This is a genomic window from Armatimonas sp. (assembly GCF_043757465.1).
Lineage (GTDB): Bacteria > Armatimonadota > Armatimonadia > Armatimonadales > Armatimonadaceae > Armatimonas.
In genome coordinates this window covers 83,533-100,593 of sequence record NZ_JAYVPL010000145.1, presented here as the reverse complement: position 1 = coordinate 100,593, position 17,061 = coordinate 83,533, and the positions used below count along the sequence as shown (strand labels likewise).

The 17,061-nt window shown below is 58.5% G+C and carries 13 protein-coding genes and 1 pseudogene; 11 read left to right on the top strand and 3 right to left on the bottom strand.

Features of this window, described 5'->3' with window-relative positions; genetic code table 11:
• The first annotated feature begins 151 nt into the window (after positions 1-151).
• The 6 genes and pseudogenes from ACH2ED_RS20315 (at position 152) to ACH2ED_RS20290 (ending at position 9,795) form a co-directional block, all read left to right on the top strand.
• Positions 152-3,358, top strand: a complete 3,207-nt coding sequence (locus ACH2ED_RS20315) for a helicase-related protein (protein ID WP_395094554.1) — start codon at positions 152-154, stop codon at positions 3,356-3,358.
• Complete coding sequence (locus ACH2ED_RS20310) at positions 3,355-7,161, top strand: Eco57I restriction-modification methylase domain-containing protein (RefSeq protein ID WP_395094553.1); 3,807 nt, start codon at positions 3,355-3,357, stop codon at positions 7,159-7,161. The genes ACH2ED_RS20315 and ACH2ED_RS20310 overlap by 4 nt, the downstream gene beginning before the upstream one ends.
• Before the next feature lie 26 nt (positions 7,162-7,187).
• Positions 7,188-8,137, top strand: a pseudogene (locus tag ACH2ED_RS20305) (YhcG family protein).
• Between the two features lie 74 nt (positions 8,138-8,211).
• Positions 8,212-8,412: a hypothetical protein gene (locus tag ACH2ED_RS20300; protein WP_395094552.1), complete on the top strand. Its 201-nt coding sequence runs from the start codon at positions 8,212-8,214 to the stop codon at positions 8,410-8,412.
• A complete protein-coding gene (locus ACH2ED_RS20295) occupies positions 8,413-8,718 on the top strand; it encodes a hypothetical protein (RefSeq protein ID WP_395094551.1) in 306 nt (101 codons plus the stop codon). It begins immediately after the preceding gene.
• A gap of 36 nt (positions 8,719-8,754) precedes the next feature.
• Positions 8,755-9,795 carry an NAD-dependent epimerase/dehydratase family protein gene (locus ACH2ED_RS20290; protein ID WP_395094550.1) on the top strand — a complete coding sequence of 347 codons (1,041 nt, stop codon included), beginning with the start codon at positions 8,755-8,757 and terminating at the stop codon, positions 9,793-9,795.
• Here ACH2ED_RS20290 and ACH2ED_RS20285 read toward each other — a convergent pair.
• Positions 9,782-10,771, bottom strand: a complete 990-nt coding sequence (locus tag ACH2ED_RS20285) for an aldo/keto reductase (protein ID WP_395094549.1) — start codon at positions 10,769-10,771, stop codon at positions 9,782-9,784. The two genes, ACH2ED_RS20290 and ACH2ED_RS20285, sit on opposite strands and share 14 nt — an antisense overlap.
• Positions 10,772-10,809: 38 nt before the next feature.
• Here ACH2ED_RS20285 and ACH2ED_RS20280 point away from each other — a divergent pair, with 38 nt between their 5' ends.
• Entirely contained in the window at positions 10,810-12,162 is a 1,353-nt protein-coding gene (locus ACH2ED_RS20280) for a peptide-N-glycosidase F-related protein (RefSeq protein WP_395094548.1), read from the top strand.
• A 9-nt stretch (positions 12,163-12,171) separates the two neighbouring features.
• Here ACH2ED_RS20280 and ACH2ED_RS20275 read toward each other — a convergent pair whose 3' ends face one another.
• Entirely contained in the window at positions 12,172-13,005 is an 834-nt protein-coding gene (locus tag ACH2ED_RS20275; RefSeq protein ID WP_395094547.1) for a helix-turn-helix domain-containing protein, read from the bottom strand.
• 43 nt (positions 13,006-13,048) lie between these two features.
• Here ACH2ED_RS20275 and ACH2ED_RS20270 point away from each other — a divergent pair, with 43 nt between their 5' ends.
• Positions 13,049-13,873: a phytanoyl-CoA dioxygenase family protein gene (locus ACH2ED_RS20270; RefSeq protein ID WP_395094546.1), complete on the top strand. Its 825-nt coding sequence runs from the start codon at positions 13,049-13,051 to the stop codon at positions 13,871-13,873.
• A 17-nt stretch (positions 13,874-13,890) separates the two neighbouring features.
• Here the strand turns inward: ACH2ED_RS20270 and ACH2ED_RS20265 are convergent, their stop codons facing one another.
• Complete coding sequence (locus tag ACH2ED_RS20265; protein WP_395094545.1) at positions 13,891-14,718, bottom strand: nitronate monooxygenase; 828 nt, start codon at positions 14,716-14,718, stop codon at positions 13,891-13,893.
• Between the two features lie 171 nt (positions 14,719-14,889).
• Between ACH2ED_RS20265 and ACH2ED_RS20260 the strand changes: the two genes are divergently transcribed.
• The 3 genes from ACH2ED_RS20260 to ACH2ED_RS20250 all read left to right on the top strand — a co-directional run bounded on the left by ACH2ED_RS20260 (position 14,890) and on the right by ACH2ED_RS20250 (position 17,060).
• Positions 14,890-15,354, top strand: coding sequence for a hypothetical protein (locus ACH2ED_RS20260; protein WP_395094544.1), 465 nt, complete (start codon positions 14,890-14,892; stop codon positions 15,352-15,354).
• 96 nt (positions 15,355-15,450) lie between these two features.
• Positions 15,451-16,185, top strand: a complete 735-nt coding sequence (locus ACH2ED_RS20255) for a hypothetical protein (protein WP_395094543.1) — start codon at positions 15,451-15,453, stop codon at positions 16,183-16,185.
• Entirely contained in the window at positions 16,182-17,060 is an 879-nt protein-coding gene (locus ACH2ED_RS20250; RefSeq protein ID WP_395094542.1) for a hypothetical protein, read from the top strand. Before ACH2ED_RS20255 ends, ACH2ED_RS20250 begins: the two co-directional genes overlap by 4 nt.
• Position 17,061 lies beyond the last annotated feature (1 nt).

Here is a 17,061-nt window from a genome sequence, read left to right as displayed (position 1 = left end):
ATTCCTATTTTGTCCCCCTTCGCAGGGAGGAACGACCGAGAGCCGGAGGGGGAAGCCGAGGAACGAGGCAGGGGGAGGTTAAAACTGAATGACCGTGTCCTCACCCTCCGGCAAGCAGGAACGAGAGCTATAGACGGCGAACAAGATCGTAATGTCTACCAGCAGTATCATTGATAACCACGAGCTAAATACCCTCCTTGCTAAGTTAAAAGAAATTGGTACAGGGGGTAAAGAACTCTGCATTGCAACAGCGTTTTTTTCGCTGGACGCGCTCTTTTTAATTGCGGATGCCCTGGAGGGATTTGATAAGGTCAGGATTCTTTTTGGGGGTGATGCGGATGCAAAGCAGCGCTTACGGCTCCTTCAGTTGCTTCGGACTCAATCTGATGAGGATCTTCTTACTCAGCGGGAAAGTGTGCCTAATCTGTCGCCGTTGAAGCAAGTGGAAGCACTTTTTGTGGCAGGCAAGATCGAGGCGCGTTGCTACACGACCAAGAAGTTCCATGCCAAAGCCTATCTGGTTCGCCGTCCCATGTTTCCGCCTGAACTGGGTGTTCTAGGCAGTGGTAATTTTACCCGCGCCGGGCTGACTCAGAATATCGAGCTGAATGTCTTGCTGACCACCGAGCAGACATCGCAGCTCGGGGTTTGGTTTGAAGAGCGCTGGAAGGAAGCCATCAAGGACGACGTGACCGCCGATGTACTCCACGAGATTCGTCGGCAGATTGACCTGTACAATCCGTATGCCCTCTATCTAAAGGCACTTACACTGTGGGGGCAACAGCAGCAAGACAACTCCGCGCTGGTAGGCAGCACACTGGCACAGATGCTCGACCCGCACCAGGTTCAGGGGTACCGTCAAGCACTTCGGATCATCGAGCAACAGCACGGGGTGATGGTCTGTGATGGCGTGGGGCTGGGAAAGAGTTTTATTGCCCTGGCCCTCATGGAGAAGTGCTGCCGTGATGGGCTGAATGTCTTGCTGATCGCTCCTAAAAGTATTCTCGTTTCGAGCTGGCAGGGTTATCTAAAAGAATATTTGGGCTGCTACACCCAGCCCTTCGGCTCGATCTACGATATACCGATGACCTCTTTCGGCTTTGATCTGGACGAGGAAAAAGCCGACGAGCCCACACAGGCGAAGATTGAGCAGCTACGACGGCTGGCGGAGCGGGCGGATGTGCTGGTGATTGATGAGTCCCATAACTTCCGCAAGACCTCGGCTTTGCGCTACAAGAACTTGATGGAGATTGTCGCACCCAGCCGAGGACGCCGTAAGAAGACGATTCTGCTGACAGCGACTCCGATCAATACGGCCTACCACGATATGAGCGCACAGCTCGCGCTGATCACCCACCAGGAGGGAAGCATCGGGGGGTACAGCATTGATCAGATTCGGCGTTTTGCCCGTGAGCTGGACAAAATAGCTTCTCCGACAGACGTTCCCTACGGCCAGCTCTCGATGGAGCTTTTTGAGACTCCGAGTGAGTCTCTGAACCGGGTATTGGAGAGCGTGCTGATCCAGCGGAGCCGCAAGACCTGTAAGGCACTCTCTGAGGCGGCAGGGAAGCACCTAATGTTTCCCAAGCGCCGTGACCCGGAGTGTGTGGAGTACGAGTTCGGGGAGCAGAGTTCAGGCTACAGCGCTCTGGTGGATCTGACCGACAAACGTTTTCGCCCTGGAGTAAACCTCTTCAAGAAGCTCAAGAAGACACTGGACGATGCCGAGGCGGAGATCAATGTCGCGGCGCTGACGAAGCTTATCAAGGCCAAGATCGAAGGCATCAAGCTGGCGGCGTTTCTGATGGAGCAGTACCGCTACGAACCTAAGCCAGGAGGCAAGGTCTATCAGGACGAGGTGCGGCTGGCAGGTCTGGTGTTCTCCAACACGCTCAAGCAGCTTGAGTCCAGCCCGGTGGCGTTCCAGGGGATTCTTCAGAGCCTCGGCACGGGACTAATCGCTCGCCTGAAACAGTCACTTAAAGAAGAGGCCGATGGTCTGATCCAACCGCATCTGGACTGGGTTCGAACGCCACTGTTCCCCAAGCAGATCGAGGAGGAGGAGACCGAGGAGGGGCTTGGGCTCTTTGCCGATCCCGATCTTTTAGATGATGGCGAGGCGCTTGATACATCGGGGGATGAGGTTGATGCGTGGCTCGATAAGGCGATTCGGCAGCGTGGTCTGGGGAAGAAGCTAGAGGACTTCAACGCGCAGGACTTCGATGTGGAGCGATGGCGCGAGGATATTCTTGCCGATCTGAAGTTTCTAAAAGAGATTCACGCCGCAACGCTCAAAGTACGCCAGCAGCCGGACCCGAAGCTCGAAGAAGTTATCACACGGCTGCGCTTTGACCTGGCGGAGGGGAAGCGTATTCTGGTCTTCACGCAGAGCCAGCGGACGGCGGAGTACCTGGAGCGCGCACTGAAGGCACGTCTGGACGGCGCGGGTGTTGCCCGGATTGACTCACGAGTGGAGAAGACACGGGCAGCGATTCTGCACGCCTTCTGCCCTGGCTATAACCCCCCGCCCTATGGCTATTGGCCCTACTCGATTCCGCGTCGGGTGGATATTCTCATCTCGACCGATGTGCTTGCAGAAGGGGTGAACCTGCAAGAGGCGGGGGCGATCCTGAACTACGACATTCACTGGAACCCGGTACGCTTGATCCAGCGAATCGGGCGTGTGGACCGCCGCCTGAACCCGAAGATCACACCGGAGACGCACGAGTTCTCTATCTATAACGTACTTCCGCCCCCCGAGATTGAGAAGATTATCGGGCTGGTGGGGGCTGTGGAGAACCGGACACTGAAGATTAGCCGGACTCTGGGACTTGATGTCTCGTTCTTCAAGTCCAATGACCCGGCGGGGAACCTGAAGGAGTTCAATAGCCAGTACGAGGGTGAGCTGAGCCGCACGGATAAGGCGCTGACCCAGTACGTCCACCTGACGACAATCGAGCCGCCCGATCCCGCCGTGCAAAACTTGATTGACCAGCTTCCCCTCGGCGCGTTTGGTGTTTGGAAGGGCGCACCGGAGGCGGGAGTCTTTGCCCTCTTCACACTGGAGCCGACGAGGAAAGCGACCGAGGCGGATAAAGAGAAGTTCGCCGCCTTGCTCGGCTACCCCGTTCTGGGCCTGGCCTACGCCAGCGGACGCACGAGCTTTGACGCGGGGCGGATTCTGGAGGTTCTGAGCGGCACCACACCGGGAGAGCACTCCGGGAACCCGTCGGAGGAGGCGATACTTGCAAAGCAGCTCAAGGCGCTGAAGAATCTGGCGCGTGATCGCTTCCGGGATATTAGCCTACCGGGTACCATTGTCCCGAAACTTGTCTGCTGGATAGAATTAAAATTATGAGTATCACACCCGAAGACCTGAGCCAAATTGTTGACCGCGAGAGCCTCTTTGCCCTCTTAAAGGACAAGCTGAGCTGGCCGCTCGACCCGGAAGACCCCTATACCTACAACGAGCAGGAAGTCGCCGGGCGCACGTCGGCACGGGCGCAGGTGAGCCGCCTGATCCCCTTCACGGGAAGCGATCCGTTCGCGATTTTCCTCGTTGAGTTCGCCACGCCCTTCAAGCGCACGGACTTACGCGAGATTCTCCGGGGAGTTCGCCAGAGAGTCCGCGAGCGAGCCGCTTACAACAATGCCGCGCTGGAGAGCCTGGTTTTTGTCTGTGCCACGGAGGACTACAACGGGCTACGGTTCTGTCACTTTGAGGAGCGCGAAGGGGGGCTACCTCGTCTGCGGACGTTTGGCTTCGACCGTGACAGCCTCGCGGAGACGTATACGCTACGCAACGTCAACTTGCCCGCACTGGAGCTCACGGCGAATCTTGACTGGGGGAAGTGTCGCTCGGTCTGGCTGACGGCCTGGGATGTCGAGAAAGTCACGCGGGCGTTTTTCGATGCGTATGAGCAGGTCTTTAACGCAACTCGAAACGCGATTGTCGGTTTTTCGGGTCAGCCCAAAGCAAAACAGCTCTTCACACAGCTTTTCTTTAACCGCTTGCTTTTTATCCACTTTCTCTCAAAGCGCGGCTGGCTGACGGCTCCGAACGGGGGAACGGACTACCTCCGCGACCTGTGGGCGGGGCGTGACACCAAAGAGAGCTTCTATGTGGCACACCTTGCGCCCCTGTTTTTCGCGGGGCTGAACAATCCCCAGGCACTCAATCTGGTCAAGGACAACCCCGCTCTGCACGCACGAATCGGTAGAGTCCCGTTTCTGAATGGCGGGCTTTTTGAGAAAACGCCCGAGGAAACCTCCGATATTGTGATCCCCGACGCGGTGTTTGCGACGATTTTCACGGACCTTTTCGCACGCTATAACTTCACCATCACCGAATCGTCGCCCGATGATACCGAGGTTGCCGTTGACCCGGAGATGCTGGGCAAGGTCTTTGAGAAGCTGATTCTGAAGGCGGATCGTGAGGCGACCGGCGCGTTCTACACGCCGCGCTCGGTGGTGCAGTTCATGTGCCGGGAGTCACTGAAGGGCTATCTTACCAAAGCTCTGCCGAGTCCCGAGAAGCCCGATGCGATTGTCCGGCTGGTGGATGAAGAGGACGACCAGGCGATTTCTGTGCGCGAGGCAAAGCAACTGATCGGGGCGCTGGAGCGGCTACGCGTGGTTGATCCGGCGTGCGGCTCCGGCGCGTTTCTTTTGGGGATGATGCAGAGCATCTTCACGCTGATGGGCCAGCTCGACACCCGCGCCGCCAATACTCGCGAGCGCGACAACTACGACCGGAAGCTCTCGATCATCCAGAAAAACCTCTACGGCGTGGATTTGGAGCCACTGGCGGCCAATATCGCGATGCTCCGGCTCTGGCTCTCGCTGATCGTGGACTACCGGGAGAGTGCTATTGATCGCCTCCCGCCGCTCCCCAACCTGGACTTCAAGATAGAGGTGGGCGACAGCCTCTCCGCGCCCGACCCACGGGTGCAGGGCGACATCTTCCGCAGTCGCGCCCTAGACGATGCTGACGCACTGGCGAAGAAGAAGCGCGATCACTTCCACGCTATCAATAGCAAGAAAACCACGCTGGCTGCCGAGATTCGTGCCGAGGAGGCCAAGATCGCTGCCGAGCTGGCGAAGAACGCCGCCGTGGCGCTTCCGACGGACTCCTTCGACTGGCGCGTGCAGTTCATCGAGGTTTTCAAGCCCGATGAAACCGAGCGCGGCGAGGCGGGCGGCTTCCACATCGTGATCGCGAACCCGCCCTACGGCGGAACGCCCGTCCCTGATGCTGTTCGGTACCGTATGTTCCCGAGGGCAGAAGGCTCGATCAGCAAAGACCTCTACGGCATCTTTATGGGCCGCGCTCTGGAGCTGCTCGTCCCCGGCGGAGTCGCGTGCTACATCGTCTCGAACACCTGGCGAACCATCAAGTCGTTCAAGCCGCTACGGGTACGTCTGGCACAAAAAACATCGCTGTTGCACGTCTTAGACCTGCCCAACTGGATCTTCGAGGCCACGGTGAACACGGGAATCGTGACGCTGACCAATACGCCGCCGCCTGCGGGTCATTCCCTGATCGCGGGGGATTTGACGGGAATCAAGAAAGACGACTGGCAGACACTCGAAGCCAACCTGCGGCTGATTGCAAGCCAAAGCCCCGACATACAAACTCCCGCCTACGCCCGCTACACCTATCCTCAAGCGACAATTGCAACCTACGAAAACCATTCGTTCTTCATTGCGTCACCGAAGCTGTACGGATTGATGAGCGATGCAAGATTTACTAAACTCGGAACGCTAGCCGACGTAAAAGTGGGCCTTCAAACGGGATATAACGAGTATTATCTCCGTAAAAAAGATGGAGTTCGTGGTAGCTATCAGATTCTGAACGAAGCAGAGATATTGACGGAGAAAGAGATTGCAAATCTGACTGACAATGAAAAACAAAATGGTGTCGATCTTAAAAAATATGGAGGAAGATTTATAGTTCCCTTCGATAAGGGTGGTGAGAGTGAAGCTAGTGAAGGCTGGATACCTAATTATTATGTACCAACTGGATATTTTATTGATTGGTCGAAATCGAGTGTTGACGACCTGCGAACTCTGACTATCGCTGATGTAAAAGAAGATAAGAATGAAGATAATAAGATACAACTAGATGATAATGAAAAGCGCGCTGCTGTTATTCGCAATCCACAATATTATTTTCGAAAGGGAGTTACTTTTTCACCAACAGGGATTTATAGCCCGTCCTTCCGAATAGGATGTGGAACAGTATTTGGAAATAAAGGCAGTACGATATTCTCAGATAATATATCTCCAGAAGGAGTACTCGGATACTCAAGCAATCTTATTGCACGATACGTATTAAAATCATATCTATCTCATACTGTAGAAACAGGTGAGGAAGTGCTTTCACAATTGCCCATACCTCTGTTGGATGTCAATATTACATCACAAATCGAAACACTCATCTCTTCTATTATCGAAAAACAAAAAGCTGATCTACGTTATCCGTACCACCTTCACGAACAAAGAGAAATTGATGCGCTTGTCTATTCCCTCTACGGCCTCACCGACGACGACATCCGCGAAGTGACGCTCTGGTACTGCCGCCGCTACGACAAATTGGCACGGGCGCAGGGCGTTTATGATGAAGCGATTGTGAACTACGCCTCGTACCTCGAACGTGCCGAAGAGCTGCTCACCAGGCCGACGGACTACTGGCGCTCCCACCCGCTTCTCACGCAAATCGCGGCGGGAGAAGGCCTGAGGATGGACTTCAAAGAGTTCATGGCCGTCAATCCGCTCGGCGCAAACACCGACGGCAAGCACATCGCCAAAGCCATCGCCGCGTTTCTCAACACCGACGGCGGAACCGTGCTGATCGGTGTCAAAGACAGCGGCGTGGTGGTCGGCATAAAACCCGATCTGGCGCACGTCAACAGACATAACAACGACGGCTTCGAGCTGAAACTGCGCCAAATACTCGGCGCACTCGACCCCGCGCCACGAGGCAATATCGAAGTTTCGTTCGCACCTCTTCCTGATGGCACGGTCTGCGTCATCACGGTTTCTCCAGCGCTGGGTGCCACCTACCTCGACGACAAAGTCTATCTACGCGACGGCAACCGCACCGTCGAGCTTTCCGGGCGAGAGCTGGTCGAGTGGTCGGCGAAGCGACGTGGCGGATAGAGGGGTTGTACGGGGACGAGCGAAATATGAGTGGCGCACTGACCGAAGACGGAACACTGGAAACGCTCCTGCACGAGCTACGCGCTCTGATCGTCTCGGCGCGACAGAGTGCGCTTCGTGCTGTGGATGTGATCCAAGTACGAACCTGCTGGGAAGTCGGGCGGCACATTGTCGAGTTCGAGCAAGGAGGAGCCGCGCGAGCCGCCTATGGCAAGCGCCTTCTCCCCCAGCTCGCTGAGGCACTCACCACCGAGTTTGGCAGTGGCTTCGACGAGCGCAATCTGCGCCACATGCGTGCCTTCTACAACGCTTTCCCGATTCGGAACGCACTGCGTACCGAATTGAGCTGGACGCACTACCGCACTCTCTCCCGGATCGAGAGCGAAGCGGCGCGGCTCTGGTACATGGACGAAGCCGCCGACCAGAACTGGAACACCCGCGACCTGAACCGGCAGATCGGGCGGCTCTACTACGAGCGCCTCCTCGCCAGCCAAGATCGCGCCGCCGTAGAGCAGGAAGCCCAAGAGAAAACCGAGCGCACGCCGCGTGAGTTTGTCCGAGATCCTGTCCTGCTGGAGTTCCTCGGGCTACCCAGCGCGGGCCGCCTGCTGGAAGCCGACCTAAAGCAAGCCCTCATGAACCAGCTTCAGGCGTTTCTGTTGGAGCTGGGCAAGGGCTTTGCCTTCGTAGCATGCCAGCAGCGCATCAGTACCGATTCGACTTGAAGACCGGCGAGCTCACCCACCAGGACATTGGGCAGATAGACATGTACGTCCGCATCTACGACGATCTCCGACGCGGCGAGGGCGATAACCCGACCGTGGGTATCATCCTCTGCTCCGACAAGGACACCTCCGTGGTGCGCTACTCTGTCCTCCATCCAAACGAGCAACTCTTTGCCACCAAGTACCGGCTCATCCTCCCTACCGAAGAAGAGCTACGTCGAGAGCTGGAGCGCTTGCAAGGCGGCGATTGACGGGCTGGTGGCGGGGTTGTACGGACTATAGCCAAGAGATACAATGCGGCAAGAAAACCGGAGAGGAAACCATCATGCCCGCACCGACACAAACAGACAACACGCCACGTCCCAACGGAATGACCGATGAACAAGTGCGCTACGCCCGAGCGGCTCTTGGGCGGCGTAAAAATGACCCGGAGTACCTGCGGCGCTTGGAAGAGGGCGTGGCGGAGTACCGTCAGAAGATCCAGGAAGAACTGGAGCGCGACCTCGCTGATGAGGGCAAGAAATAATTGTATCTTCTGGACACCAACACACTTAAACTGGCAATAGAAGGCGATGAGAGCGTTGTGCAGAGAGCTCAGCGGAATCTCGATAACATTCAAGCCCTGGAAGACCTCCGCATCTTCCCACTCTTCCTCTACTCTCCGGAAGCCGAAGCCATCTACCGGACATTTGCGCCCGCCACACTCCGTATCGGGCCGCAGGATTGCCGGATCGCTGCGCAAGCAATGGCACACGAAATGATAGTGGTTACTCGCAACCTCCGAGACTTTCAAGCGATTGGTGCCCCCTGTGAGGACTGGAGCGTGGCCTGAGCGGTGTGTACAACATAGTGTACACTGACAAGCAATATGAGAGTTATCATCACGGGGGGCGGTGGATTTCTGGGCCATCAGCTCTGCCAAAAACTGCTGGCTTGCGGCACGCTCATCGGGGAGTCGGGGGCGGAGGAGCCCATCGAGGAGCTCGTCCTCTTTGATGCACAGTTTCACCCCAAGCCTCTGTCCGAAACACCGATTCGTGTCGAGCAGCGTGTCGGGAGCGTGGACTCAACGGAGGACGTCCGAGCGGCAATCGGCAGTCACCGCAGTACCTCGATTTTCCATCTCGCCTCCATGGTAAGTGGCGAGTGTGAAGAGCGCTTCGACGATGCCCTGCGGGTCAATCTCGACGGGGGGCGCAACATCTTTGAGGCCGCCCGCGCACGGGGCAGTAAGACGCGCGTGGTCTTTGCCAGTAGTATTGCCTGTTTTGGGGGCGACGCCATGCAGGAGCTTTGCACCGACCACACCAAGCTCACCCCGCAGACCACCTACGGGATCACCAAGACCATCTGCGAGCTTCTCCTCAACGACTACACGCGCAAGGGATTCTTCGACGGGCGCACGGCACGGCTCCCAACCGTGATCATCCGCCCCGGCAAGCCCAACGCCGCCGCATCGAGCTGGGCCAGCGGGATGTTCCGTGAGCCCTTGAGCGGCGAGGTCTGCCTGCTGCCCGTTGCCCGCGACCAGCGCCACCCGATGACCGGCTACCGCACCGTGATTGACTCCCTCATCGCCCTCCACAACGTCCCCTCCGAGGCCATCGGACGGGATCGAGCTATCGGGCTCCCGGCACGGAGTGTCACCCCGAATCTCGCAGCACAAGCCCTGCAACAAGTCGCGGCAGAGCTGAATCTCTCGCTAGGGACTATCGAAGACCAGCCTGATGCACGGATTCAAGGGATCGTCGCTAACTGGCCCGTGGCCGTGGACGGTGCAAGAGCCCTCGCCCTCGGGCTTCCCCCCGCACCGAGCTTGCAGACCATTATCCGAAACTACCTCCAGGATTTTTCACCAGCCCCCTGCCCCCCGCTTGCGGGGGGCAGGGGGCTTCCTAGTCCCAGATAGGCCGTCCGTTGCGCACCCATTTCGTGAGTTCATTAAGCCGCGACTGCTCCTCGGGCTTGAGGCGGTAACCCGCCGCGCCAAGGCTGTCTTTGAGCTGCGCGGGGTTGTTGGCCCCGATGATCGGCGCGGTCACGATGGGGTTGGTGAGTAGCCACGCCAGCGCGGTCTGGGCGACCGTTTTTCCGTTCTCCTGCCCGATCTGCTCCAGCGCCTCGATCACGGCCCAGCCGCGCTCGTTGCCATAGCGGCCCAGTGCACCGTCGGCGCGGACACTGGCGGGTTTCTCTGACCCGGCGCGGTACTTGCCGGTCAAGAAGCCTCCTGCGAGCGGGGAGTAGGGAATCACGCCCAGGCCGTGGTGCTTGCACAGCGGCATCGCCTCGTACTCGAAGAGCTGGCGATCCATTAAGTTGTACTCGGGCTGGTAGCTGTCAAAGCGGGCAAAATTGCGCTTGTCGGAGTGCCAGAGCGCCTCCATCAGCCGCCACGCCGGGAAGTTACTTGCCCCGATGTAGCGAACTTTTCCCTGCTCGACAAGCGTCTGCATCGCGGCGAGCGTCTCCTCAATGGGCGTGTTTAAGTCCACCCAGTGACACTGGTAAAGATCCAGATAGTCGGTCTGGAGGCGACGCAGGCTATCCTCGCAGCACTGGATCACGCGCTTTCGTGAGAGCCCCTCACCGTTAGGGCCGGGGGCCATACGCCCGCGCACTTTGCTCGCAAGGATCACTTTCTCGCGATTGCCACGCGCCGCAAACCAGCGCCCCATGTATTCTTCCGTCTTGCCTCCATAGCTTGCATCGCCCGCCCAAGTGGTGTAGATGTCGGCGGTATCTAGAAACGTCCCCCCGGCTTCCACATAGGCATCCATGACCGCATGCGATGTCGGCTCATCAGCAGTCCACCCGAACTGCATCGTCCCCAAACAAAGCTCCGAGACAAGAAGGCCTGTGCGGCCTAGTTTTCGATATTCCATGGCGAGAGTGTACCCAGCCTTGCGGGTAAAATGCCTTCATGCGAGTCCATGTCCAGTGGCAAGTAGCCACGCCCGCCGATCCCCGAGGCTACACGCTGGCTTTCCTGCCCGCCTCCACGCCGACACCGCCCCACCTTGACGATCCGGCGGAGCCCAATCTCCCCAGTGTCTTTGCGCTAGGCTTTGATACCCACAACCCACCGCCGCCCCCTGGTGCCAGCCAGCGGGATATTTATTTTGGGCCGCAGGGCAATATCGAGAACCGCCCCCAGCGCGAGGTCTCGCTCCACCGCGATGGCCGCGAGCTGGCCAACCGCCTCTCGCCCCACCCCCTGACAGAGCTTCTGGCGCTCACTGTGGACGAAGTCGTGGGGGGCGTCGAAGTCACGCTAACAGCGGGCGGAGAGGCCATCTACGAGCGCTATTTTGTTTCCGAGGTCTCGCTGACTTTGGTGCAACCCGTGCTGATCGGCGCGGGAGCCAGCTCCGCCCTGACCGTCCGTCGCCAGGGAACGTCCCGCTGGCTCAGTAGCCCACGCCGCGTAAGCGCCTTCTCTCACGCTCTCAACGATGCCCAGCACCACAAAATCCAGAGCACCGTTCCCTTCCCAGAGTCCGTGGCGGGGATCGGGCGGGTGGTCTGCACGCTGACCCTGGAAAACACGCCCAAGGGAATTGACCCGTGGGACCGGCTGGCACAGCTCTTCCTCACCGACGAAACCGGGGAGCGCTACGAGATTCTTCGCTGGATCACGCCGTATCGCAAAGCCTGGCAGTGGAAGGTGGATCTCACGGACTTCCTGCCACTGCTGCGCGGGAAAAAGCAGCTTGAAATCGCCTGCGAGACCTACTCCGAGGGCTGGCTGGTCTCTGTTGACTTCGACTTCTACCCGGGCGCGATAAGCCGCGAGCCCTACAAAGTCATCAAGCTCTGGAATGGCGTGGCAAGGATCGGGCTCGCCAACGAGCCTATTGAAAAATTTCTCACGCCCCAGAGTGTTCCCACGGATCGCGAGACGGTCGGCGCGGCGTTTTACTCCCTTGTTACCGGCCACGGCGGCTCACCCAATGCTCTGAATGCGGGGGAGTTTCACCCGCTCTGGCGCAAGCTCCACTGCGATGGCCGGGCCTTTACCAACCGTCTCTGGAAAGACGATGTGTATCTCAATCCCTGCCGTCCTCAGGGCGGCACCTGGAAGTTTCCCCGCGCGGGCTGGTCACCCGGCGATGTGGTCACCCCCTGGATCGTGGACCTCACCGCCGCCGTTGCGCCCGGCAAACCCCTACGCCTAGCCTACGAGCTGGAGTCCTACACCAACCCCACCCCCGATAAAGGCTTCCCTGCCAACCACACCTTCGCCAGCTACCTGATTCTGTACAGAAAACCGTAACCCGCACCTTCACCTGCCGCGCTGACGAAACTCGCGGGGACTGAGGGCGAAGGCTTTCTTGAAGCGGAGCGAGAAGTGGATCGGGCTGGCGAAGCCGACTTCCTCGGCGATAGCGGCGATGGGGCGCGTGGTGAACTGGAGAAGCTGGGAGGCACGGGCCAGACGCTCGTGCTCCAGAAACTGCCCCGGCGTGATCCCGACTTCGTCCTTGAAGCGATGCGAGAGCCGTGAGACCGAGAGCCCCACGGCGCTAGCCACCCCGGAAAGTGTTAGGGGCAGTGCCAGATTTTCAATCAGAAACGCCATCGCGGCGGCCACACGCGCATCGTGCCGCTGGGCGGATGGCAAGGCGGAGGCACACCCGAGCAGAGCCTCCTCCAGGCTGTGCATTGCCAGTGCTGCACGCAGAGGAGCGGCACTACGGGCAAAGCTGTCCATGAGCCGCAGTGCCGCTTCGATCTGGGTACAGAGCGCCGACTCGGGAACTAGGTGCAAGATCCCCGGGGCGGGCTCGGGCCAGGTCAGCCACTCCAGCCAGTGCGGACGCGGCTGAAAGTGTGCCCAGATCAGCTCCCAGTGGGTCGCGCCCCGCGCCGTGCCGTAGTCGTGGCGTGTTCCCGGGCGGATAAGAACGAGCTCGCCCGGTGCAGCGCACACGTCGCCCCGCGCATGCCCGACACGCCCACGGCCCGCGAGCGTCAGCATCAGCAGATAGTCGGGGGTGCCCCTCGTGCGCCAGGTGGTGTAGCGTGCATCGCCTTGCAAGACACCCGTAACGATAGGAGTGGCATAAGGGGTGTGGTCATCAGGACGTGTAGCAAGATCTTTTAATTTTTCAGCCATGTATGACCTTGTGCTCAGAAAATCCTAGCCGTATCTTATCATTATGAAAGATCAAAGCGCACTGGCCGAGGCATTTCACCGCGATGGTTTCGTGGTGGTGCCTGGCCTCTTCTCTCCCGAGGCTGTGGAGAGCATCAAGACGACATTTATGCTACAGAACGCCGAGGGGCCGGTAGACGGACTCTCGGAGATTCGGCGCGGGGGGAAAGATGGCTACTCGCTCGACGATCCCTTGGCGTTTTATCCCCGAATGATGCACCCCCATAACCATCCCGACAAGCCCGTGGGGCCGCTCGCGATGCGCTACATGCTGGATAGCCGGGTTCAGGAGTTCCTGCGCCTCCTGATGGGCGAGGAGCCTGTGGCGGCGCAGAGCATGTTCTACTTCAAGCCCGCGGGAGCACGTGGGCAGGATCTGCACCAGGACAACTACTACCTAAGAGTGGCCCCGGATACCTGCTATGCTGCCTGGACCGCTATAGACGACGTGGATCAGAAAAATGGCGGGATGGTGGCAGTGCCTGGCTCGCATCTCCTGCCCGTTCTCTGCCCGGGCCCAGCCGATAAGGCACTCTTTTTCACCGACCAGCACGTGGATATTCCGGAGGGCATGGGGGCAATCCCCGTCAATATGAGGGCGGGTGACACCCTCTTCTTCAGTGGCTCCGTGATCCACGGCTCGTATCCGAATCAGAGTAAAGACCGGTTCCGAAGGGCATTTATCTGTCACTACGTCCCCAAAGCCTCAGCGGAGCTCTCGCACTTCTACCGCTGCATTGACTTCGACGGCAACCCGGTCAGCTTTGCGGACTCCACCATGGGCGGCCCTTGCGGCGGCACGTGGACGGAGGTCAAAGGCCCGCACTAAGAGATCAAAGGCCCGCACTAAGCCTGCGTACGACCCGCACTAAGCCTGCGTACGACTTCAGCAGCACTCGGCAGGCCATGAATCTGGGAGAGTCCCGCACCGGCGTAGAGGCTAGGGACATCGGGGAGTGTGGCAGTGCCCAGGCGGCGGCGTGGGGAGCAGGGCCACTGCCCCACCAGACGCGTGTCTAGGGTAAGCTGCTGCGTCTGAGCCTGAAGTAGCCTGTGCTTATGTACCAAGGGGGCATTGGCCTCGCGGGTGAGTAAGAAACGGGTTCCTAGAAATGCGGCGCTCGCTCCCAGTTCCAGAGTCCGTTTAATATCCTCTTTGGTTGCCAAACCTCCCCCCGCGATCACAGGAAACTCAGCTCCAACAAGCGCACGAACCCTGGGAACAAGCTCCTCTAGAGTGTGCGAGCTGCGCACCGGCCCCCCCGCCTGGGTGCTTTGAAGAATCAGAGCATCTGCCCCCTGACTGAGGGCTTCGTCTACTTGGTCAAACGTCCCCACCTGCCAGAGAGCCAGCCCCCCCCCCGCATGGATACGCCGCACCTGGCGCATTCCATTCCACCAGAAGACCTGAAAGTGGCGAAAACCATGCTCCAGACAGAGCTCCAGCACCCGCTCTTTTTCCCACTCGGCAGTGAGGGCCAGAAGAACCGGCCGCGTGGTATAGCCGCGCAGCCGCGCCAGGCGCACCCGAGTGGCTTCCAAGGACGGCGCAGAGAGAGTCAGTGTCCCGAGACCACCCGCGCGAGAAACCGTGCCCGCAAGCCATGGGCCATCACAGACACCCAGAGGTGCCTGAACAATAGGGGTAGACAGAGGCAGCCTGATAGATCTCATAGCTCTCAGTTTACCGTATTCTAACATCAGAAATTTTCTCTGCGAGGAATGAAGGAACATTGCTAAAGGATGATCAATCTATAGTGAGTAGAGCGGGTTGCGAAAAGGCCCGACTTTCGGCTATACTCTCTACTGTCATTTTGGCTAGCTCTGGATGGGGCGGCTTGGAGGATGGGAATGATTTTTGGCAAGAGCCATCACTACGCGGTTGTCCTTGCGCTTAGCGCGTTCTTGGTAGTGCCGCTTGTGGGTTGTGGTGGAGGCGGTGGTACTGACACCCCCCCCTCCGTAAATCCAACCGCACGGGCGACCTTTAAAGGGGTCGTGCTTGACTACAATAATGAAAGTCTGCCTGTCCCTGGTGCACAGGTAAGTTTCAATGGAGTCAGTGTCTTTACAGCAAACGATGGCAGTTTCACACTCGATGCTCCCGCCACCGTAGGTACAGTTAATGCAACAGTCGTTGGTCCCAATAACAACTTCTATAGCACTGGCATCGTCAATGGGGTGCAGTACAATACGGTGAGTCCAGGTTTCCCTGTACCAAGTACTGCGGGGGGGGTGTCCCGCGATCTGGGTGTTATCAAGATCGGGAACCAGAGTGGCCCACCACCACCGCCACCTTCAGACTTCTAGTCACGTGTTAAGGCTCTGGGCAAGCCTTCGGTAACATCATACGAGCTCCCGGCCCTCTGCCGGGAGTTTGTTTTTATTGGCGTTGCTATATTTCCTATGAATGAAAGAACCCAGCGCCTCCTACTGATCCTGGCTGCGATCCTACTCACTTTGGGAGTCGGCATTGCTCTCAAGCGGGTACGCCTGGGCGGTGCCCTCACTCTCGCTCCCGCCATCGCCCCGCGCCTAGCCGCAAGTGTCGCCGTACGTTTCCGCGATGTCCGTGTGACCGGCTACGAAAATGCCCAGCCCGCCTGGGTTATCTCCGCCCCCGTCATCGAGACCGAGCGTGACCGACGTACCATGCGCTTCACGGGCGGCCTAAAAGCGACTCTCTTAAACCAAGGCAAGCCCGGTGCGTATCTTTCCTCGCCCTCCGCCGCCTTCACGGACCAGATCACACTAGACTTCACGGGGGGGCTCGACGCTAAACTCCTCCAAAACGGTCAGGTTCGTGTGCTTCTCTCCGCTCCCACCGCATCGTTCAATACCAAAGTGCGCTCTTTTATGGCAGCGGGTTCTATCACCGTAAAAGTCCTCCCCCCCACCAAAGTCATTGCCGGTGAGCTTCCCAAGTCCCTGGGAATCCTCACGATTACCTGCACCCAGCTCCGCTATGAAGTGGGCACCAAGCGGGTCACCTGCCCGGGCGATGTCAAAATTATCACGGAGAAAGGCGATGAAGTCTTTGCACGCGACCTGACTCTAAATATCGAGACGCGCAGCCTCTCCCTGGCAGACTGCCGGGGCCACATCCGCGCCACAAAAGACGAGCAAGACGAAATTCTATGAAACGCCTCCTTCCCGTGAAACGCCTCCTTCCCGTTGTCCTTACGCTGGCTGGTTGCCTAAGCGCCGCCGCACTCTATGCCCAGCCCAAGCGCTCCGCGCCGACAAAGCCCGCGACAGTCAAGCCTGTCGTGCTCCCTAAACCCAAGCCCAAGCAGGAGCCTGAAAAAATCATCCCACCTGCCAAGCCGCTGGAGCCCAAAGACAGCAACGACCCCGACTACTACCCCTACGGCAAGCTCATGAAGCGAGACTCCACCGCACAGGGAATTCTCTGGACTCTCACCGGCGATGCCCAGCTCTCCCACAAAGATGTCAAGTTTCTCTCGGATACTGTGCTCTACAATGAGGACAATAAAATCGCCAGCGCCCCCGGGAAGCTCCGCATTGATGATCCCCAGAACACCCTCACCGGAGAGAGCGGCGTGGCCTACTACAAGAAAGAGCTGCGCTACGCCGATCTCACCGGCGACGTGAAAATAGTCGCGCGGCCCAAGCCCGACGATCCCAAGGCGACAGTCAAGTCGCTGCGCAAAGAGTTCAAGAACCCGGTGACGATCACGTGCGACAAGCTGCGCTACTGGTGGAAGCAAAAACGTGGCTTCACCGACGCCAATGTGAAGATCGCCTTCACCCACAAAGAGAAAAACTGGACCATCACCGGCGATAGCCTGGAGTACTTCGGCAGCGATGAGCACGCCGTGGTGACTGGCAATGTACTGGCTGTCAGCGATAAAGGCGACCGTATTCTCTGCGACCTAGCCGACATGATCCTCAAAGAGGGGGCCGAGAAAGTGACTCTCTCTCCCGTAAAGATCGGCACTATCATCAAGGGCGACAAAGAGGACGAAGAAGACGGCAGCACGCTCACGCTCTGAG